Genomic DNA, 17688 nt, shown 5'->3' on the forward strand with positions numbered 1-17688 from the left:
CCTGTTCTATTCCGTCGTCACCTGGTTTTCGCCATCCAGGGCCGCCGTCATGGCGTGCCAGGCGAGGGTGGCGCATTTGACCCGCACCGGAAACGCGCGCACGCCGGAGAGCACCTGCAGGCGTTCCAGGGCTTCGCGGTCCTCGGCGGCGGCCTGCTCCAGGGTGAAGCCGTCCTCGGTGCAGAGGCGGTGAAAGTCGCCGAAGAGGCGGCGCGCCTCGGCCTCCGTCTTGCCGCGCAGCACCTCGGTCATCATCGAGGCCGAGGCCATGGAGATGGCACAGCCCTTGCCCTCGAAGGCCACGTCGGCGATGCGGCCGTTCTCGTCCTCCACCAGGTAGATGGTCACCTGGTCGCCGCACAGCGGGTTATAGCCGCGCGCCTGGCGGTTCGCGTCCTCGGGGTGGCGCAGGTTGCGCGGGTGCTTGCCGTGATCGAGGATCACTTCCTGGTAGAGGTCGCGCAGCAGGTCGTCCATTACCCGAAGAGCTCCTTCACCTTCTCCAGCGCCCGCACCAGCACGTCGATGTCGCCGGTGGTGTTGTAGAGGCCCATGGAGGCGCGCGCCGTGGCGGGGATGCAGAAGCGGTCCATCAGCGGCTGGGCGCAGTGGTGGCCGACGCGGATGGCGACGCCTTCGCGGTCGACGATGGTGCCGATGTCGTGCGGGTGAATGCCGTCCAGCGTGAACGATACGATGGTCGCCTTTTCCTTGGCGGTGCCGTAGATGGTCAGTCCCTCGACCGCGCTCAGGCGCTCGGTGGCGTAGGCGAGGAGGCCGGCCTCGTGGGCCGAGATGGCCTCCATGCCGATGCCGTTCACGTAGTCGATGGCCGCGCCCAGGCCGATGGCCTCGACGATGGGCGGGGTGCCGGCCTCGAAGCGGTGAGGTGGATCGGCGTAGGTGGTCTCGGCGAAGCTGACCGAGCGGATCATGTCGCCGCCGCCCAGGAAGGGCGGCATTTCCTTCAGCAGGTCGGCTTTGCCGTAGAGCACGCCGATGGCCGTGGGGCCGTAGAGCTTGTGGCCGGTGAAGGCGTAGAAGTCCGCGTCCAAGTCGCGCACGTCGACCTTGCTGTGCACCACCGCCTGGGCGCCGTCCACCAGCACCAGCGCACCGGCCTTGTGGGCCAGGCGGATGATCTCCTTCATCGGGGTCACGGTGCCCAGCACGTTGGAAGTGTGGGTGATCGCAACCAGCCTGGTTTTCGGTCCAAGCATACTTTCGTAGGCGTCGAGGCGGAAGGAGCCGTCGTCGGCAATCGGAACTACTTTCAAGTTAATTCCGACCCGGTCGCGCAGCAACTGCCAGGGCACGATGTTGGCGTGGTGCTCCATCTCCGTGATCACCACCTCGTCGCCGGCCGAAAGCCGGTTGCCGAAGCTGTGGGCCACCAGGTTGATGGCCTCGGTGACGTTACGGGTGAAGACGATTTCCTGGTCGGAAGCGGCATTGAGCAGGTGCGCCACCTTCGTACGTACGCCTTCGTAGCGGTCGGTCAGGTGCTGGCTGAAGTAGTAGGCGCCACGGTGTACGTTTGCGTAGCAGGTACGGTAGATCTCGTCCATGGCCTCCAGAACAGCGGCAGGTTTTTGAGCTGAAGCGCCACTGTCCAGGTATGTCAACGGCTTGCCGTGTACGCTCTGGCTGAGGACGGGGAAATCGGCACGCACGCGCTCCACGTCGAAGGCCAGGACGGAGTTGTCGCCGGCGGTGGGCGTACGCAGGGTTTCGGCGGTGGCCATGACTAGAGATCTCCCCGGCGGCCGGCCAGCCAGTGGCCGATGGACGACATCAACGCCGGGCAGAGGCCTTGGGCGGCGATGTTATGGACGCTTTCGGCCAGGAAGGCCTCGATCAGCATGGCCCGCGCTGCCTTTTCCGGGATGCCTCGGGCGCGCAGGTAGAACAGGGCGTTGTGGTCCAGATCGCCGGCCGTGGCGCCGTGGCTGCAGGCCACGTCGTCGGCGTAGATCTCCAGCTCCGGCTTGGCGTCGATCTCCGCCTTGTCGGACAGCAGCAGCACCTTGGAGAGCTGGTGGCCGTTGGTGTGCTGGGCGTCGCGGTGCACGGTGATCTTGCCCTGGAAAACGGCGCGGGCGCTGTCGTCGATGACGCCCTTGAAGATCTCGCTGCAGGCGGTGTTGGGCACCAGGTGGTCGATCCTGGTGGTGTTGTCCACGTGCTGCTCGCCGCGCACCAGGTAGGCGCCGTTCAGATGGCAGTTGGCCTCCTCGCCGGCCAGGCGCACGGCGACCTCGTTGCGCGACAGGCGCGCGCCGGTGGTCATGCCGAAGGCGTCGTAGAGCGCGCCGGCGGCGACCTCTGCATGGACCGTGGCGGTGTGGAAGGCGTTCAGGGCATCGGCCTGCAGCTTGTAGTGATGCAGGGCCGCGCCTTCGGCCAGGGTCACCTCGGTGCCGCTGTTGGTGTAGTAGGGCTGCCGGCCCACATGAGTGTAGTGCTCGATCAGCGTTGCCTGGCTGCCCGCTTCCAGGACTACCAGGTTGCGCGGGTGGTAGGCCAACGGGCCTTCGCCGGCGCCGCCCAGGTGCACAATCTCGATGGGGTCGTGCAGCACCGTCCCCTTGGCGAGGCGCAGCACGAAGCCGTTCATCATCATGGCAGTGTTGAGCGCAACCAGCGCCTGGCTGTCATCCTGTGCCCGGGCGCCGAGGTGCGCTTCCAGCCAAGCCGGATCACGCCCCAGAATCTTCCGCAGGGTGGTCAGCTCCGCGCCCGCGGGTAGCGGGCCGACGGTCGAGAGGTCGCCGCGGTGGTGGCCGTCGACGAAGACCAGGCGGTGGTGCTCGGAGGCCGAAGGCAGCAAGCTGGGCGCGCGGTCGATGGAGATGCAGGCGCGCGGCGCGCCGTCGGCCCCAAAGCCCGCCTTCTCGATGGGGCGCAGGCTGGTGTACTTCCAGCTCTCCTGGCGCGGCGTCGGCAACCCCGCCTCGCTGAAGCGCGCAAAGGCGTCTGCGCGCAGGCGGCTCAGCCAGGGCAGGTCCTGGCCGGGCAGGGCGTCGCGCAGGGCGCCGTAATGTTCGGTGAAGGTCTCGGTGCTCATCGCAGTCTCTAGGCCGCCGCGGTCTCGGTGAAGGCGGCGTAGCCGCTCTTCTCCAGTTCCAGCGCCAGCTCCTTGCCGCCGCTCTTCTGGATGCGGCCGTGCGCCAGCACGTGCACGTGGTCCGGCACGATGTAATCCAGCAGGCGCTGATAGTGGGTGATAACCAGCAGGGCGTTGTCGGGCCGGCGCAGCAGGTTCACCGAGTCCGCCACGGTCTTCATCGCGTCGATGTCGAGCCCGGAGTCCGTCTCGTCGAGGATCGCCAGGCTGGGCTCCAGAATCGCCATCTGCAGCGCCTCGTTACGCTTCTTCTCGCCGCCGGAAAAGCCGACGTTGACGGCGCGCTTCAGCATGTCGTCGCTCATGTGCAGCATCTTGGTCTTCTCGCGCACCAGCTTGACGAACTGCATGGCATCCAGCTCGTCCTCGCCGCGGGCGCGGCGCACCGAGTTCAGCGCCTCTTTCAGGAAGGTGGTATTGGGCACGCCGGGGATCTCCACCGGGTACTGGAAGGCCAGGAAGACGCCGGCGCCGGCGCGCTCCTCCGGTTCCATATCCAGCAGGTTCCGTCCCTTGAACAGGACTTCGCCCTCGGTGGCCTCGTAGCCTTCGCGGCCGGTCAGCACGTAGGAGAGTGTGGACTTGCCCGAGCCGTTGGGGCCCATGATGGCGTGGATCTCGCCGGCATTGACCGTCAGGTCGATCCCTTTGAGGATTTCCTTGCCGTCCACCGTGGCGTGCAGGTTCTTGATCTCAAGCATGAAATCTACGCGTCCTCTGTCTTCCTGCCCTCAGCCGCTTCGCGGTCCGCGGGCGTGAACTCTCTGATCACTTCGATCTTGCCAACGATGTTGGCGTTGAACTCGTCCAGGCGCTCGGCCGGGATCCAGTATTCTTCGTGCTCCGCGCCGCCGACCACCTTGCGGTCGAATTGGTCGAGGAAGGCCTTGCGGACTTCGAAGCGCGTCACGAAGCCGAGCCCGTCGCCGGTCTTGGTGTTCCAGTCCCGCGCAATCTGACTGGCGTAGGCCTCGTTGGTCACGGGGTAGAAGATCGGCTGTTCCGGCAGGCGTGGCGGAAAGCCGGCGAAGTCTGCTTCGCGGACCAAGGCCAGCTCGTTCGACCCGGTCGGCCTGTAGAGCGTGATGGTTTCCTCTGTCATGGCTCTACCCGGTTAGCCGACGCTGCCTTCCAGGGAGATGCCGACCAGCTTTTGGGCCTCCACGGCGAACTCCATGGGAAGCTGCTGCAGCACCTCGCGGCAGAAGCCGTTGACCACCAGGGCCACGGCGTCTTCCTGCGACATGCCGCGCTGACGGCAGTAGAACAGCTGGTCCTCGCTGATGCGCGAGGTCGTCGCCTCGTGCTCGACGATGGCCCGGCGGTTCTTGCTCTCGATGTAGGGCACCGTGTGGGCGCCGCACTTGTCGCCGACCAGCAGGGAGTCGCACTGGGTGAAGTTGCGCGCGCCCTCGGCCCTGGCGCCGATGCGCACCAGCCCGCGGTAGGTGGAGTCCGACTTCCCGGCGGAGATGCCCTTGGCGATGATGCGCGAGCGGGTGTTCTTGCCCAGGTGGATCATCTTGGTGCCGGTGTCGGCCTGCTGGTGATTGTTGGTGATGGCGATGGAGTAGAACTCGCCCACCGAGTTATCGCCCTGCAGGATGCAGCTCGGATACTTCCAGGTGATGGCCGAGCCGGTCTCCACCTGGGTCCAGGAGATCTTGGAGTTGCGGCCGCGGCAGGCGCCGCGCTTAGTGACGAAGTTGTAGATGCCGCCCTTGCCCTCTTCGTCGCCCGGGTACCAGTTCTGCACCGTCGAGTACTTGATCTCGGCGTCATCGAGGGCGATCAGTTCCACCACCGCGGCGTGGAGCTGGTTCTCGTCGCGCTGCGGGGCGGTGCAGCCCTCCAGGTAGGAAACGTAGGAACCTTCGTCGGCGATGATCAGCGTGCGCTCGAACTGGCCGGTGTTCTGGGCGTTGATGCGGAAGTAGGTCGACAGCTCCATGGGGCAGCGCACGCCCTTGGGGATGTAGACGAAGGAGCCGTCGGTGAAGACCGCCGAGTTCAGGCAGGCGTGCTTGTTGTCGCCGTAGGGCACCACGGAGCCGAGGTACTTCTTCACCAGCTCCGGGTGGTTCTTCACCGCCTCGGAAATCGGGCAGAAGATGACGCCGACCTCTTCCAGGTTTTTCTTGAAGGTCGTCGCCACCGAGACGCTGTCGAAGACGGCATCCACCGCCACGCCGGCCAGCACCTTTTGCTCGCTGAGCGGGATGCCGAGCTTCTCGTAGGTCTCCAGCAGCTTGGGGTCGACCTCGTCCAGGCTCTTCGGGCCGTCGCCCGGCGCCTTGGGGGCGGAGTAGTAGTAGGAATCCTGATAGTCGATGGGCGGGAACTTTACCTTGGCCCACTCCGGCTCCGGCATGGTCAGCCAGTGGCGGTAGGCCTTGAGGCGCCATTCCAGCAACCATTCCGGCTCGTTCTTCTTGGCCGAAATGAAGCGGACGATGTCCTCGCTCAGGCCCTTGGGTGCCGTCTCCGCCTCGATGTCGGTGACGAAGCCGTACTTGTACTTATCGAGGGCTCTGACCTGTTCGACAGTCTCGACAGTAGCTGCCATCTACTCACTCTCCTGCAAAGGCAAATGCTTGTGCCGCATTCTTCCGATTACTGCTTGCCCGCCGGGCTTGGCGCCCCGGTGTCGTCGCCGACGCCCGGCGCGATGCCGAAGGCCGGCGGGAAGACCATCATGTCGGCCAGCGTGACCGAGGTCAGCGCCTGGCGGATCGCGCCGTTGACCTTGTTCCAGTTGCCGCGCATGGGGCAGAAGGACTCCGCATCGCAGGATTCCTCGGCCCCGTCGACGCAGGCGGTGAGCGCGATCGGGCCCTCCATGGCTTGGATGATCTGGGCCACGGTGATCTCCTCCGGCCCGGCACTCAGGGTGTAGCCGCCACTGGCGCCGCGCTGGGAGATGACCAGCTTGGCGCGGCCCAGCAGATTCAGCAGCTTCGACACCGTCGGCAGCGGCACCCCGGTATCTTCGGAGATTTGCTGCGCCGAACGGGTCTCCTCGCCGCGCAGGGCCATTTGGGACATCACGACCACGGCGTAGTCGGTCAGCCGGTTCAAGCGGAACATGCCATCGCCTCAATTCATACCAATATGGTATGGATTTATGTATATGATTTCCGCGGCGAATCAAGAGATTTCCTTACCCAAAAAGGGAGAAATTCCTTTGCGATTCCCAATATCCCGGCGCCGCTTGGCTTCCGCCGCGCGTGGCCGCTATGCCGCGGCGGCGGGCGCGCAACCAGGCCCCGGGGACTTGCCTTCGAGCCGCCGTCTCCCATAGGTTGATCCGCCCGGACGAGAGCCACGGGCTCCGCAAAGCAGGATGGACAAACGAACCCGGAGAGTGACATGCGCGTCAGGAGTGCCCTTTCGATCCTTCCCATCATCCTTGCCGCTGCGCTTGCCGGCCCGGCTTTCGCCGATGGCGACCCGGCAAAGGGTGAGAAGGTGTTCAGGAAGTGCAAAGCCTGCCACGCCGTCGAAGAGGGCAAGAACAAGGTCGGTCCCTCGCTCTTCAACGTCGTCGGACGCACGGCGGGCACGGTCGAGGGTTTCCGGTACTCCAAGGCGATGGAGGCTTTCGGGGCCGACGGCCAGACCTGGGACGAAGACAATCTCAGTGCGTTTCTGGAAAAGCCCAAGGATCTCGTCGACAAGACCAAGATGGCCTTCGCAGGCTTGAAGAAGGAAGAGGAGCGGGCCGACGTGATCGCCTACCTGAAGCGGTTCGGCAAATCCGAATAGGCCGCAGCTTCGGCCAGATATCAGCCGCCGGAAGCCGGGCTCGCGCCCGGCTTCTTGCGTTTCGGCGAGGCCGGGAGCCGCCGGACCTCTTGGGCTCAACCTCGATTTGTGCCTATAGTCATGGAGACAAGTATTGGGGGGAGTCCTTGCGCAGATTCAGGCCTGTTCTCCTGTTTTGTTTCATCGTGGCTTTCCTGTCTCCGCAGGCGTCCTCGGGGCAAGATGCCGGCGGCGGCACCGGCGGAGCCGCCGCCTTGGAGCAACTGCGTGCTTCCGGCCAGCCGCTTTCAGAAGCGGCGGTGCGCGACCTCGTCGCCCGGCTGGACGACGCCGAGGTGCGGCAGCTTCTTCTCGAGAGACTGGATGCCAGTGCGCAACAGGCCGAAGACGCCGCGGAACCCGACATGGCCGCCATGGTGCTGGGATGGCGCGATCTCGCGGAGGCGTTTCGCGGCAACTTCGAGGCCATGCTCAGGGCCGTTCCGGAGATCCCGGGAGGTGTTGCCGCGGCTTTCCGCTACCTGAACGATCGCGGGTCCGGCGTCGCGCTCTACTGGCTGGCCCTGGGTTTTGCCTTGATGATGCTGGCTGGCGGCGGCGTGGAGTTGCTGGCTCGCCGCATTCTGCGCCGTATCTGGGAACAGGCCATCAGGCCCGGGCCGGATGCCGGCATGGCCTTGCTTGGCTGTCTGCTGATGCGTCTGGTCCTGGAAGCGGTCTTTCTCCTTGCCTTCGTGGCCGGCGCGCTGCTGCTGTTCTTTGCGCTCTGGCAGGGCAACGAGGTGACCCGCAACGTGGTGATGACCTACCTGACCGCAGTGGTCGCGGTGCGCTTCTTCACGATCTTCTCCCATGTGATGCTGTCGCCCGGCTATCCGGCGCTGCGCCTCGCGCGGATGCCGGACGATGGGGCCCGCTACCTGCACCGCCAAAACATCGTGATGGCATTCATCGCCGCTTTCGGGTTTCTGACCGCCAGCCTGCTGGGCCAGTTGAGCCTGCCTGAGAACGCACAGCGCGCACTTGCCTTTGGTGTCGGCTTCGCGCTCTTCGCCACCCTGGTCTACACGATCCTGCATGGCCGGCGATGGATCGCCGGCGATCTCGCCTGGGACCGGAATGCCAACGGACGTCTGCGGGGGCTGTTCGCCGATAGCTGGCCGGGTATCGCGGCGGGCTATGTCGTGCTGCTCTATCTCGCGATTGTCGTGGTCGCCTTCACCGGTCACCCGGTTTCCTATCTCTCCGTGTTCGGCAGCCTGCTCACCGTGCTCTTCGTGCCTCACATCGATGCGGTTCTGCTGCGCGGCGCCCTGCGGCTGGAGGCACAGAAGTCCGCGGCCGAGAATGCCGGGGGACAGCTGCGCATCGTGGGGCTGCGGGCTGCCCGTCTCGCCCTCTACCTCTTCGCGGCGCTCTTCCTGCTGCGCATCTGGGGCCTCGACTTCCTGAGCCTTGCCGAGGCCAGCGTCGGCTCGCGCATTGCCGGGGCCCTGGTCGACATCGGCCTGACCGCCCTGGTGGCTTACGTGCTGTGGGAAATGGCGCGCATCGCCATTGACCGCCGGCTGGCGACCGAAGGCGCCGGGCAGGAAGGTGAAGGCGCGCCGGAGCCTGGAGAGCAGGGCGGGCAGGGCGTATCGCGTGTCCGCACCCTGCTGCCGCTGATGCGCGTCACCATCCAGATCACCATCGTCGTCATGGCGGTGATGCTGGTGCTCTCCTCCCTGGGTGTGGACATCGGCCCGCTGCTGGCCGGCGCCGGCGTGGTCGGACTGGCCGTGGGCTTCGGAGCGCAGACCCTGGTCCGCGACATCGTCTCGGGTGTGTTCTTCCTGGTCGACGACGCTTTCCGGCTGGGCGAGTACATCGACGTCGGCAGCGTCAAGGGCACGGTCGAAAAGATTTCGCTGCGCTCCCTGCGTCTGCGCCACCATCGCGGCGCGCTTCACACCATACCTTTCGGAGAGATCCAGCACCTGACCAACTACAGCCGCGACTGGGCGATCATGAAGCTGGAGTTCCGCGTGCCCTTCGACACCGACCTGGAAAAGGTGCGCAAGATCTTCAAGCGCATCGGCCAGGATCTGTTGAAGGACGAAGAAATGGGTCCCGATTTCCTGCAGCCCTTCAAATCGCAGGGCGTACTGCAGACCGATGACAGCGCCTTCGTCCTGCGCGGCAAGTTCATGGCCAAGCCGGGCAAGCAGTTTCTCATCCGCCGGGCGGTGTTCCAGGCGGTGCAGAAGGCCTTCGCGGAGGAAGGCATCCGCTTCGCCGACCGCCGCGTCACGGTGAATGTGCCCGGTGCCGAGCACATGGAGCCGGAGGAGCGTACGGCGGCGGAGAAGGCAGCGGCCTCGGCGGTTGCCGCAGCCGAAGCAGAAGCAGAGGAGCGCGCTGGCGCACAAGGGGCGAAAGCTTGATCACCAACGCCTTGGACCGCTGGAGAGATACGGCCATCGTGCCGGCCTGCCTGAGAAGCCTCAGATATCGCCCTGCGGCCGCAAATCCAACACCCCTGTTTTCACAAGAAAGTGAGTGAGCGTGATTCAACACGGCTGTAGCTGCCCCCTAGGCTGAGAGCATGGCGACTTAGTGCGGAAGACCGCGTCTACGCCGACGGCACCTTCAGGCGCGGAGTCCGTTTGGGAGGGCGCGATGAAATCAAAGAAGAAGATGCTTCTGTCTAGCAGCATGATCCCCTTGCTTATGCTGGGCGGTGCTACCCTAGGCGGCGCGGCGATGACCGCCGTGTTCACGGCCCCGCCTGCAGAAGCGGCCTGCAATCCCTGCAACCCCTGTGCCGCCGCCAACCCCTGCAACCCCTGCGCGGCAGCCAGTCCGTGCAATCCTTGTGCAGCAGCCAACCCTTGCAATCCCTGCGCGGCAGGGGGGGGTGCCAGCGCCGCGGCTTGCACAGTGCCGCGGCTGCAGACCGCAGCGGCGGCCAACCCCTGCGCGGTCGCCAAGCCGCGTAATCCCTGCAATCCTTGTGCTGCGGCGGCAAATCCCTGCAATCCTTGTGCAGCGGCAAACCCCTGTAATCCCTGTGCTGCGGCAAATCCTTGCAACCCCGGTGCAGCGGCAAACCCCTGCAATCCTTGCAACCCTTGCGGTGCGGCGACAGCCGTGGAGTTGACGGATGAAGAGGCGGTGAAGGTCTACGATTGCCTCTTCCCGACGATGAAGGCTGCTTACGCCAAGTCGGACAAGGGCGATGCCTCGGGCTATTCGAATTGGCGGCGCTACAGCACGCAATCCTACGTCTCGGCCACCCACGGCAGCCGCTACGTACAGAATTACGCCAATGCTTCCGCAAAGGCCTACGGTGCCTATGAGGAGGCCGGGGCGTTCCCGCCGGGCGCAAAGCTGGCAAAGGACAGCTTCATGGTGAATGCGAAGGGCGAGGTTTCTGTCGGGCCGCTCTTCATGATGGAAAAGATGCCGGCTGGCTTTAATTCAGACAGCGGCGACTGGCGCTACACCATGGTGATGCCCAATGGCGCGATTGCTGGAACCACGAACGGGCAAGGCTCCGCGAACGTGGAGTTCTGTATAGGCTGCCACATTGCTGTGGCTCCGGAGCAGGACAGCGTAATGCTCCTGCCAGAGGAATACCGCGTCAAATAGCACCATGCGCCGGTACCGCCGCGGTTCGTGGCGGACCTCCGCCAACCGGATTTTCTTGTCGATCGGCCTGCTGGCTGTTTCGGGACCGCAGCCGGCGTGGCCGCAAACCTCTGAATTTCCCGATGGGCTCGCCGCCTTTGACGCTGGCGACTACAGAAACGCCTATGAGATCTGGCTGCCTCTTGCGGAGGCGGGAGACGCTTCCGCGCAGGTAGCCCTTGCCGGGCTGCTTGAAACAGGCGGCCCTGGCGTAGTGCGGGACCTGCCCGCCGCGATTGAATGGTACCGGCTCGCGGCCCGCGGCGGCGACCCCGTCGCCCAGATGAACCTCGGTGAGTTCCTTGCGCAGGGACAAGTGGTTCCCCGCGATGACGTGCGCGCCCTGGCCTGGTTCAGCCTGGCGGCGGAACAGGGGCAGGGCTGGGCGGCAAGACGACGCAACGAACTCCATGACAGTCTCACCGCCGGGCAGCGGGAGCAGGCAGCCCGTCTCGCCTTGCGCCTGCGCGCAGCTACGCAGTGACCACAGCCCGCCGTCCGCGGTGTCATGCTGCGGAGGGCTCTGCGCCTTTGGGGTGCCGAGGCAGGGGAAATGAAGAGGCTCGACAGAATCGTTTCGGTCTTCTAACACTCCGGGCATTCTACTAACTCCGTCGTTACCCCCAAAAAGACCAAGGAAAAGGCAGGGACATGCAGGCAGACGTCACCCCAGAGGTCACCGTGGTCGACCACCCTCTGGTGCAGCACAAGCTCACCATCATGCGAGAGAAGGACACGGCCCTGCCGGAGTTCCGGCGTCTTTTGAGGGAAATCAGCCTGCTGTTGGCCTACGAGGTGACCCGGCACCTGGAGCTGAAGCAGATCGAGATCGAGACGCCGGTGGCCAAGACCGCAGCTCCCCTTCTGGCCCGCCCGGAACCCTGTCTCATCACCATTTTGCGTGCCGGCAACGGCCTCCTGGACGGCATGCTGGACCTTATTCCTTCGGCCTCTGTAGGGCACGTCGGCCTGTACCGCGACCCCAAGACCCTGGAAGCGGTGGAATACTACTACAAGGTGCCCAAGGACATGGGCCAGCGCCTGACCATCGTGGTCGACCCCATGCTGGCCACCGGCCACACCGCTGTCGCCGCCCTCGACATGCTGAAGAAGGACGGCGCTGCGGACATCAGCTTTGTCTGCCTGGTGGCCGCGCCGGAGGGGATCGAGGAACTGCGCAAGGCCCATCCCGACGTGCCGGTCTTCACCGCCGCGGTGGACGAGAAGCTGAACGACAAGGGCTACATCGTGCCCGGTCTGGGGGACGCCGGCGACCGCATCTTCGGCACCAAGTAAAGCCGCTCAGGCCGTTTCCGGAGCCGCCCTGCCGAGCCGGCCGGCCGCAAGAGCGCAGCCCGAGGCGGCGAGGGCAACCGCGGCCATCCCGAAAAAGGCGAAGCCCGGGCCGGTCTCGTAAAGGCGGCCCGCCAACAGCATGGCCCCGCCCATGGCCAAGCCCCCGGAAAGCGCCGAGTAGAAGCTCTGCATGGAGGCGGAGAGCGCCGCGGGCGTTGCCCGGGTGATGTAGTGCATGGCCGCCAAGTGGGTCACGGCGAAGGTGGCCGCGTGCAGCGTCTGCACCGCCGCCAGCAGGGCGAGGTCGATGGTGACGGCCGTAACCGCCCAGCGCAGGCTGCCGAGAAGGCCGGCAGCGAGGAGCAGCGTTACCGGCGAGAATCGCTGCGTCAGGCGGCGACTGACAGCGAAGAACAGGATCTCGACCACCACTCCCTCGGTCCACAGCAGGGCGATGGTGGTCTCGCCGATGCCGCTGGCGCGCCAGTGCAGGCTGGAGAAACCGTAGTAGGCGGCATGGCTGGCCTGGATCAGGGCGGCTGCCAGAAGGAAGACCAGCAGGCCCGGGCGGCGCAGCAAGCCGAGCAGGCGGCGCAGGGAGCGGTCCTCGGCAGGCTCCGCGGCCGTGCGGTTGTGCTGGCGTCCGGGCAGCGCTACGGCGGCGGCGAAGGTCAGTACCAGGGCCGCCAGGATCAGCCACAGCACCCAGTCCGCGGAAAAGGCGCCCAGCAAGCGCCCGGCGGCGAGGCTGCCGGCTATAAAGGCGAGACTGCCCCACAGGCGGATCCGTCCGTAGTCCAGGGAATGGCGGGAGACGGCGGCCAGGGTCTGGCTCTCGCCCAGCGGCACCAGCAGGGGGAAGCTGGCGGCGACGACGACCTGGACCGCCAGGATCCAGACAAAGCCCGCGGCCGGGACGAAGGCGGCGAAGGCCAGCAGGCTGATCCCGGACAGCAGAACGATGGTTCCCTTACCCCAGCCGGCCCGGTCGGAAAGGTGCGCCAACGCCGGGCTGGCGGCCACCTTCACCCAGGCCGCCAAGGCCAGGAGCGTGCCGATCTGAGCCGCGCTGAAGCCGCGCGACTCCAGCCACAGCGGCCAGAATGGAAGATAGCAACCGACGGCGAGGAAGACGGCGCCGTAGTAGAAGGCGAAACGAAGGGAAAGGGCCTGGGGAGACATGAGCCTGGGAGGAGGTTCCGGCGACCGCAACGGGGAAAAGGACGGTCAGCAGCTATCGACTCGAAGCGCTCCGCGCAAGCTGAAAGCACAGGCCGCAGGATAGCGCCGGAGGGTCCGACGTCATCACGATCGTTTGATGAGCGGTGAGCATGTGGCGCTCTATATCTCAGGAGAATCAAGACCGTAGAGCCAGTCATCACGTAAGGGGGGCGATCATTGAGGAAGGAGATTTCTCATGGCGGTCCCGAAGTGGGTCCAAAACACCAGCCGGTTGGCTGTCGTCCTGGCGATTCTCGCCGGCGCCCAAACGGCTTCCTCGCAACCCGTGACAGAACCGGGCTTCAGCGGCAGCGAGGCCTCGGCCGCGGCGGAGCCGCGGGGGTATCGCTTCAGCGGGCCGCCGGAACGGCCCCGCCGGCACTTCCGCGTCAGCAATCCCGCGATTCTGTCCGCCGCTGAGGCCGAGTCCATCTACGACGGTCTGAAGGCGGAGATGGCCCGGCGCTACGCCGCGAGCGGTGACGCCGCCGCCGCGTCCTATCAAGGCTGGGCCAGGTTCAACACGGCTCCCTACGGGTCGTCGACCCACGGGCGGCGCTATGTGAACAACTACGCCAACGACATCGCCCGCGGCTATGGGAAGGCGGGGACGGCTGGCCGTCTCCCGGTGGGCTCGATCGTCGCGAAGGACAGTTTCATCGTGACCGAGAAGGGAGAGGTTCAGCCAGGACCGCTCTACGTCATGGAGAAGATGCCAGCGGGCTTCAGCTACGTCACCGGCGACTGGCGCTATAGCGTGATCACCGGTGCCGGCGAGTTGGCCGGGCGAACCGAGGGGCCGGGAGCCGCTCGGGTCGAGTTCTGCATAGCCTGCCACCTGGCCCGGGAAAAAGAGGACCACCTGTTCTACGTCCCGGAATCCTTCCGCAGCTCGCCGTGACCTGTTGCTGGGCATAGGAGGCAGGGGGGACTGACGGCGTTGCGCGCGCCGCCGGGGCTGCGCCAAAATAGGCCATGCAGTTTGGATTGATTCCCTACCGGCCCGGCATCGGGGGTTACCTGGCCGAGTTCCACCCCGGCCCGCCCGAAGGCTGCGACTGGGCAGAGGATTCGCTGTATATGGACGGCGACGTCTTCGAGGCCCTGGTTCTCCTGATCGGGGCCTTTTCGGTGAAGCAGCGCATCACGGTGGTCCAGGGCGATGCCTTGGGGCGGCTGCGCGAGGACTTGCAGGACGCCGCGCGGCAGGTCTCCCACGCCGACAGCCCGAAGGCGATTTGGCCCTACAGCGGCGGCTACGGTTATACCCAGTTCAACTCGGTGCGGGACTGGCCGGCGGAACGCCAGGCCTTCACGGCAATGCTGCGCGATCTCGGTGCCTGGGTGTCCGACAGGATCGCCGACGGCAAGCCGGTTACGATCCGTAGCGTGTGAGGGATCAGGAGAATGCCTTGAAGGCGATGAGGGTGAAGGTGTCCTTGATGCCGGTTAGAGTCTGGATCTTCTCGTTGACGAAATGGCCGATATCCGCGCCGTCTTCCAGATAGCACTTCACCAGCAGATCGTACTGTCCCGAGGTGGAATGCACCTCCGAGACCTGCTCGACGTCCTGGACCAACTCGTCGGCCACCGAATAGGCCTTGCCGAGGTCGCACTTGATCATGATGAAGATGGTTTGCATGGCACCCTATACCCTTTCGCCCGCCTACGACGGGCCTGGTCCCGCTAAGGAACATTGCCCGCCGCATCATAGCCGCTTCGGCGCGGCTGCCCAACCATGAGACGAGGGGGCGAGGGTTATACCGTTCGCCTGGCCCGGCCAGAGGACGCAGGGTCCCTGGGCGCTGTTGAGCAGGCTGCGGCGGCGCGCTTTGCGGCCATCGGCATGGCGCGCATCGCCGAGGGGCGGCCGACCGACGAGTCAGAGTATCTTGAGGCTATCGGCGACAGTCGCCTGTGGGTGGTCGAGGCAAGCGGCGGTGTTCTGGCCGGATTGGCCATCGGCAACATCCTGGACGGTCAAGGATTCCTGGCGGAAGTTTCGGTCCTGCCCGACCATGCCGGCCATCGCTTGGCCGCTCTGATGATCGCTGCGCTGGAAGCCTGGGCTCTGGCCCGGGGCTGCCGCAGCGTCAGTCTCACGACCTTCCGCGATGTGCCCTGGAACCGGCCCTACTATGAAAGTTTGGGATTTGTCCCGCTGGACGAAGCCGATGCCGGACCGGAGCTGCGTGCCGTGCGCGCGAAGGAAAAGGCGCGTGGCGTCGACAGCAACGGTCCGCGCCTCTGCATGGTTCGACGGATCGGAGAAGGCGGCTAGGCGACCTTCGCGGGACGAAGCATGAAGGCCGGCACATGATCGCCGAAGGCGGTCTCGCCGGGCTGCGGTTCGTCGTCATCGTCGTCGTCGAGTTTGCGAGAGCGGCGGCCGCGTTTCCCGGCCTTGTCACCGCCGCGCGCTTCTGCGGGCTTCCGCCCTTCCTCGCGCTGCCGGCCGAAGGGGACGACTTCCTTCATCTCGGTTTCTTCCCGGACGTCCGCGGCCTGCGTCTCTTCGGTTTCTTCTTCTTCGGAAGCCGGCGGTTCCTGCGTGATCGTTGAGTCGGCTACGGCTTCCTCACCGTCGTCCCTGCGCTTGGCGGAGCGCCGGCCACCGCGCCCGCGCTGGCTGGTATCCGAACTCTTGCCGCCACGGCGCCGGCCGCCGCGGCCCCTGCCGCGGTCGGCGCTCTCGGCGTCTTCCGCGCTCCAGCTATCGGCGTCCTCCAGGGCGACCTCGGGGATCTTCACGCCGATAATGCGCACGACGTTGTCTAGGTACTTGCCTTCTTCCGGCAGGGCCAGGGTGAAGGCCTTGCCGCTGCGTCCGGCGCGGCCGGTGCGGCCGATGCGGTGGACGTAGTCCTCCGGGTTGGAGGGAACGTCGAAGTTGAAGACGTGGGAGACGGCCGGAATGTCCAGGCCACGCGCGGCCACATCGGAGCAGACCAGGATCTGGACATTGCTGTCCTTGAAGCCCTGCAGCGTTTCCATGCGCACCGGCTGCGCCATGTCGCCGTGCAAGGCGGCAACCGAGAAGCCGTGGCGCTCCAGCGAGCGGTAAACGATATCGACGTCGCGCTTGCGGTTGCAGAACACCAGCGCCGACTTCACCGCTTCCCCTTCACTTCTGATGATGCTGCGCAGGGCGGCGCGCTTTTCCTTCGCGGCGCCGCGCAGCTTGATGAGGCCCTGGGTCACCGTCTCGGCGGCCGAGGCCGGCGGGTCGACGGAAATCTCCTTCGGGTTCATCAGAAACTTGTCGGCCAGGCGCCGGATCTCCGGCGGCATGGTGGCCGAGAAGAAGAGGGTTTGGCGGATCTTGGGCAACAGGCCGACGATGCGCTCGACGTCGGGCATGAAGCCCATATCCAGCATGCGGTCGGCCTCGTCGATCACCAGGATCTTCACGTCGGCCAGCAGGATCTTGCCGCGCTCGAAGAGGTCGATCAGGCGGCCCGGCGTGGCGATCAACACGTCGACGCCGCGGTCCAGCTTCTGCTCCTGTTCCACGAAGGAGGAACCGCCGATCAGCAGCGCCATCGACAGCTTGCCGTGCTTGCCGTAGAGCTCGAAGTTCTCGGAGACCTGGGCGGCCAGCTCACGCGTCGGCGCGATGATCAGCGAGCGCGGCATGCGGGCACGGGCCCGGCCGCTCGACAGGATGTCGATCATCGGCAGGGTAAAGCCGGCGGTCTTGCCGGTGCCGGTCTGGGCGCAGCCGAGGACATCGCGTCCCATCAGCACCACAGGGATGGCCTTCTCCTGAATGGGGGTCGGCGTGGTGTAACCCACGTCCTGAACGGCCCTCAGGACCTCTGGACTCAGTCCAAGATCTTCGAACGTCATGCAATCCGTTTTTCGGTTTGGGGTAGCTTCGTCGATTGAGCTTCTGGCAATCGAACTTTGGCCGGATCATAGGTTTTAGGTTTGTAATGTCAATCATAACTGGCCGTTAACTGCCGAAATTCTTTGGCGAATCACGCCGGCGGCGTTGGCCTTAAAATATTCTTCCTATATCCTGCAACTTATATGGTTAATATTTCAGAGGCTAAAGTGGTGCATTCCGGGCAGACTTTCAAGGGGGCGGGACTACTTCTGGTCGATATCCAGGAACGCCTTGCGCCTGCGATTGTCGAGACGCCCGATGTCGTGGCCCGCGCCGGCACATTGATCCGCGCGGCCCGAGTATCCGGCTGGCCGATACTTGCGACTGAGCAGTATTCGCGCGGGCTGGGGCCGACGCTTCCGAAACTGCGCGATCTGCTGCGGCCGGAGGAGGTTGTCGAGAAGATCCATTTCGCTGCGGCGCGCGAGCCGGCCTTCTGCAGCGCGCTGCAGGCGCAGGAGCTCACCCATTGCTTCGTCGCCGGCATGGAGGCGCATGTCTGCGTTCTTCAGACCGTACTGTCGCTTCTCGGCAAGGGGGTCGGCGTCACCGTGATCGGCGATGCCGTGGCTTCGCGGGTGGATATCAACCGCCGCCTTGCCCTGGCGCGCATGGTCCGCGCCGGCGCCGTGGTGCAGAGCGCAGGGGCCGTCTGTGCGGCTTGGGCGGCGGGGAGCCCGGTCCGATAACGCGGCGTTGCCGCCGTCGCGTCCATCGC

At 65.5% G+C, this 17688-nt stretch carries 19 protein-coding genes; 9 read left to right on the forward strand and 10 right to left on the reverse strand.

Annotated elements, in window-relative coordinates; translation table 11 throughout:
- Positions 1-6: 6 nt before the first annotated feature.
- From sufU to AAFN88_RS14125, 7 genes are read right to left on the reverse strand one after another with little or no spacing between them, the layout of a single operon-like run.
- Positions 7-477: a Fe-S cluster assembly sulfur transfer protein SufU gene (sufU, locus tag AAFN88_RS14095; RefSeq protein ID WP_347520968.1), complete on the reverse strand. Its 471-nt coding sequence runs from the start codon at positions 475-477 to the stop codon at positions 7-9.
- Positions 477-1745, reverse strand: a complete 1269-nt coding sequence (locus AAFN88_RS14100; protein ID WP_347520969.1) for a cysteine desulfurase — start codon at positions 1743-1745, stop codon at positions 477-479. Before AAFN88_RS14100 ends, sufU begins: the two co-directional genes overlap by 1 nt.
- Positions 1746-1747: 2 nt before the next feature.
- On the reverse strand, positions 1748-3067 hold the full coding sequence (sufD, locus tag AAFN88_RS14105) for a Fe-S cluster assembly protein SufD (RefSeq protein WP_347520971.1): 1320 nt from the start codon (positions 3065-3067) through the stop codon (positions 1748-1750).
- An 8-nt stretch (positions 3068-3075) separates the two neighbouring features.
- Positions 3076-3828, reverse strand: a complete 753-nt coding sequence (gene sufC / locus AAFN88_RS14110) for a Fe-S cluster assembly ATPase SufC (RefSeq protein ID WP_347520973.1) — start codon at positions 3826-3828, stop codon at positions 3076-3078.
- Positions 3829-3833: 5 nt separating this feature from the next.
- Positions 3834-4229 (reverse strand): hypothetical protein, encoded by a 396-nt coding sequence (locus AAFN88_RS14115; RefSeq protein WP_347520974.1) that lies wholly within the window; start codon positions 4227-4229, stop codon positions 3834-3836.
- Positions 4230-4241: 12 nt separating this feature from the next.
- The gene (sufB, locus tag AAFN88_RS14120) at positions 4242-5693 is read right to left on the reverse strand and encodes a Fe-S cluster assembly protein SufB (RefSeq protein WP_347520976.1); all 1452 of its coding nucleotides are present in this window, start codon (positions 5691-5693) and stop codon (positions 4242-4244) included.
- A gap of 47 nt (positions 5694-5740) precedes the next feature.
- Positions 5741-6214 carry an SUF system Fe-S cluster assembly regulator gene (locus AAFN88_RS14125; protein ID WP_347520977.1) on the reverse strand — a complete coding sequence of 158 codons (474 nt, stop codon included), beginning with the start codon at positions 6212-6214 and terminating at the stop codon, positions 5741-5743.
- Between the two features lie 282 nt (positions 6215-6496).
- On the opposite strand from AAFN88_RS14125, the gene AAFN88_RS14130 reads away from it, so the two are divergent.
- The 5 genes from AAFN88_RS14130 to upp all read left to right on the forward strand — a co-directional run bounded on the left by AAFN88_RS14130 (position 6497) and on the right by upp (position 11860).
- Positions 6497-6892, forward strand: coding sequence for a cytochrome c family protein (locus tag AAFN88_RS14130; RefSeq protein WP_347520978.1), 396 nt, complete (start codon positions 6497-6499; stop codon positions 6890-6892).
- A gap of 254 nt (positions 6893-7146) precedes the next feature.
- Positions 7147-9318: a mechanosensitive ion channel domain-containing protein gene (locus AAFN88_RS14135; RefSeq protein ID WP_347520980.1), complete on the forward strand. Its 2172-nt coding sequence runs from the start codon at positions 7147-7149 to the stop codon at positions 9316-9318.
- Positions 9319-10024: 706 nt separating this feature from the next.
- A complete protein-coding gene (locus AAFN88_RS14140) occupies positions 10025-10525 on the forward strand; it encodes a cytochrome P460 family protein (RefSeq protein ID WP_347520982.1) in 501 nt (166 codons plus the stop codon).
- Positions 10526-10529: 4 nt separating this feature from the next.
- Positions 10530-11048 (forward strand): tetratricopeptide repeat protein, encoded by a 519-nt coding sequence (locus AAFN88_RS14145; protein ID WP_347520983.1) that lies wholly within the window; start codon positions 10530-10532, stop codon positions 11046-11048.
- A 167-nt stretch (positions 11049-11215) separates the two neighbouring features.
- On the forward strand, positions 11216-11860 hold the full coding sequence (gene upp, locus AAFN88_RS14150) for a uracil phosphoribosyltransferase (RefSeq protein ID WP_347520984.1): 645 nt from the start codon (positions 11216-11218) through the stop codon (positions 11858-11860).
- 6 nt (positions 11861-11866) lie between these two features.
- Here upp and AAFN88_RS14155 read toward each other — a convergent pair whose 3' ends face one another.
- Positions 11867-13042, reverse strand: a complete 1176-nt coding sequence (locus AAFN88_RS14155; RefSeq protein WP_347520985.1) for a 3-phenylpropionate MFS transporter — start codon at positions 13040-13042, stop codon at positions 11867-11869.
- Positions 13043-13277: 235 nt separating this feature from the next.
- Between AAFN88_RS14155 and AAFN88_RS14160 the strand changes: the two genes are divergently transcribed.
- Positions 13278-13982: a cytochrome P460 family protein gene (locus AAFN88_RS14160; protein ID WP_347520986.1), complete on the forward strand. Its 705-nt coding sequence runs from the start codon at positions 13278-13280 to the stop codon at positions 13980-13982.
- Positions 13983-14056: 74 nt separating this feature from the next.
- Positions 14057-14476 (forward strand): hypothetical protein, encoded by a 420-nt coding sequence (locus AAFN88_RS14165; RefSeq protein WP_347520987.1) that lies wholly within the window; start codon positions 14057-14059, stop codon positions 14474-14476.
- A gap of 4 nt (positions 14477-14480) precedes the next feature.
- On the opposite strand, the gene AAFN88_RS14170 is transcribed toward AAFN88_RS14165, so the two are convergent.
- Positions 14481-14723, reverse strand: coding sequence for an Lrp/AsnC ligand binding domain-containing protein (locus tag AAFN88_RS14170; protein ID WP_347520989.1), 243 nt, complete (start codon positions 14721-14723; stop codon positions 14481-14483).
- A gap of 96 nt (positions 14724-14819) precedes the next feature.
- Between AAFN88_RS14170 and AAFN88_RS14175 the strand changes: the two genes are divergently transcribed.
- A complete protein-coding gene (locus AAFN88_RS14175) occupies positions 14820-15362 on the forward strand; it encodes a GNAT family N-acetyltransferase (RefSeq protein WP_347520991.1) in 543 nt (180 codons plus the stop codon).
- Here AAFN88_RS14175 and AAFN88_RS14180 read toward each other — a convergent pair.
- The gene (locus tag AAFN88_RS14180; protein ID WP_347520993.1) at positions 15359-16930 is read right to left on the reverse strand and encodes a DEAD/DEAH box helicase; all 1572 of its coding nucleotides are present in this window, start codon (positions 16928-16930) and stop codon (positions 15359-15361) included. The two genes, AAFN88_RS14175 and AAFN88_RS14180, sit on opposite strands and share 4 nt — an antisense overlap.
- A gap of 123 nt (positions 16931-17053) precedes the next feature.
- On the opposite strand from AAFN88_RS14180, the gene AAFN88_RS14185 reads away from it, so the two are divergent.
- Complete coding sequence (locus AAFN88_RS14185; RefSeq protein ID WP_347520994.1) at positions 17054-17659, forward strand: isochorismatase family protein; 606 nt, start codon at positions 17054-17056, stop codon at positions 17657-17659.
- The last annotated feature ends 29 nt before the right edge of the window (positions 17660-17688 follow it).

This window comes from Pelagibius sp. CAU 1746 (assembly GCF_039839785.1).
Taxonomy (GTDB): domain Bacteria; phylum Pseudomonadota; class Alphaproteobacteria; order Kiloniellales; family Kiloniellaceae; genus Pelagibius.

What these genes read in the sequence shown, in the direction of transcription:
- sufU (WP_347520968.1), bottom strand. Translation starts at nt 477, where the DNA reads ATGGACGACCTGCTGCGCGACCTCTACCAGGAAGTGATCCTCGATCAC.
- AAFN88_RS14100 (WP_347520969.1), bottom strand. Translation starts at nt 1,745, where the DNA reads ATGGCCACCGCCGAAACCCTGCGTACGCCCACCGCCGGCGACAACTCC.
- sufD (WP_347520971.1), bottom strand. Translation starts at nt 3,067, where the DNA reads ATGAGCACCGAGACCTTCACCGAACATTACGGCGCCCTGCGCGACGCC.
- sufC (WP_347520973.1), bottom strand. Translation starts at nt 3,828, where the DNA reads ATGCTTGAGATCAAGAACCTGCACGCCACGGTGGACGGCAAGGAAATC.
- AAFN88_RS14115 (WP_347520974.1), bottom strand. Translation starts at nt 4,229, where the DNA reads ATGACAGAGGAAACCATCACGCTCTACAGGCCGACCGGGTCGAACGAG.
- sufB (WP_347520976.1), bottom strand. Translation starts at nt 5,693, where the DNA reads ATGGCAGCTACTGTCGAGACTGTCGAACAGGTCAGAGCCCTCGATAAG.
- AAFN88_RS14125 (WP_347520977.1), bottom strand. Translation starts at nt 6,214, where the DNA reads ATGTTCCGCTTGAACCGGCTGACCGACTACGCCGTGGTCGTGATGTCC.
- AAFN88_RS14130 (WP_347520978.1), top strand. Translation starts at nt 6,497, where the DNA reads ATGCGCGTCAGGAGTGCCCTTTCGATCCTTCCCATCATCCTTGCCGCT.
- AAFN88_RS14145 (WP_347520983.1), top strand. Translation starts at nt 10,530, where the DNA reads ATGCGCCGGTACCGCCGCGGTTCGTGGCGGACCTCCGCCAACCGGATT.
- upp (WP_347520984.1), top strand. Translation starts at nt 11,216, where the DNA reads ATGCAGGCAGACGTCACCCCAGAGGTCACCGTGGTCGACCACCCTCTG.
- AAFN88_RS14155 (WP_347520985.1), bottom strand. Translation starts at nt 13,042, where the DNA reads ATGTCTCCCCAGGCCCTTTCCCTTCGTTTCGCCTTCTACTACGGCGCC.
- AAFN88_RS14160 (WP_347520986.1), top strand. Translation starts at nt 13,278, where the DNA reads ATGGCGGTCCCGAAGTGGGTCCAAAACACCAGCCGGTTGGCTGTCGTC.
- AAFN88_RS14165 (WP_347520987.1), top strand. Translation starts at nt 14,057, where the DNA reads ATGCAGTTTGGATTGATTCCCTACCGGCCCGGCATCGGGGGTTACCTG.
- AAFN88_RS14170 (WP_347520989.1), bottom strand. Translation starts at nt 14,723, where the DNA reads ATGCAAACCATCTTCATCATGATCAAGTGCGACCTCGGCAAGGCCTAT.
- AAFN88_RS14175 (WP_347520991.1), top strand. Translation starts at nt 14,820, where the DNA reads ATGAGACGAGGGGGCGAGGGTTATACCGTTCGCCTGGCCCGGCCAGAG.
- AAFN88_RS14180 (WP_347520993.1), bottom strand. Translation starts at nt 16,930, where the DNA reads ATGACGTTCGAAGATCTTGGACTGAGTCCAGAGGTCCTGAGGGCCGTT.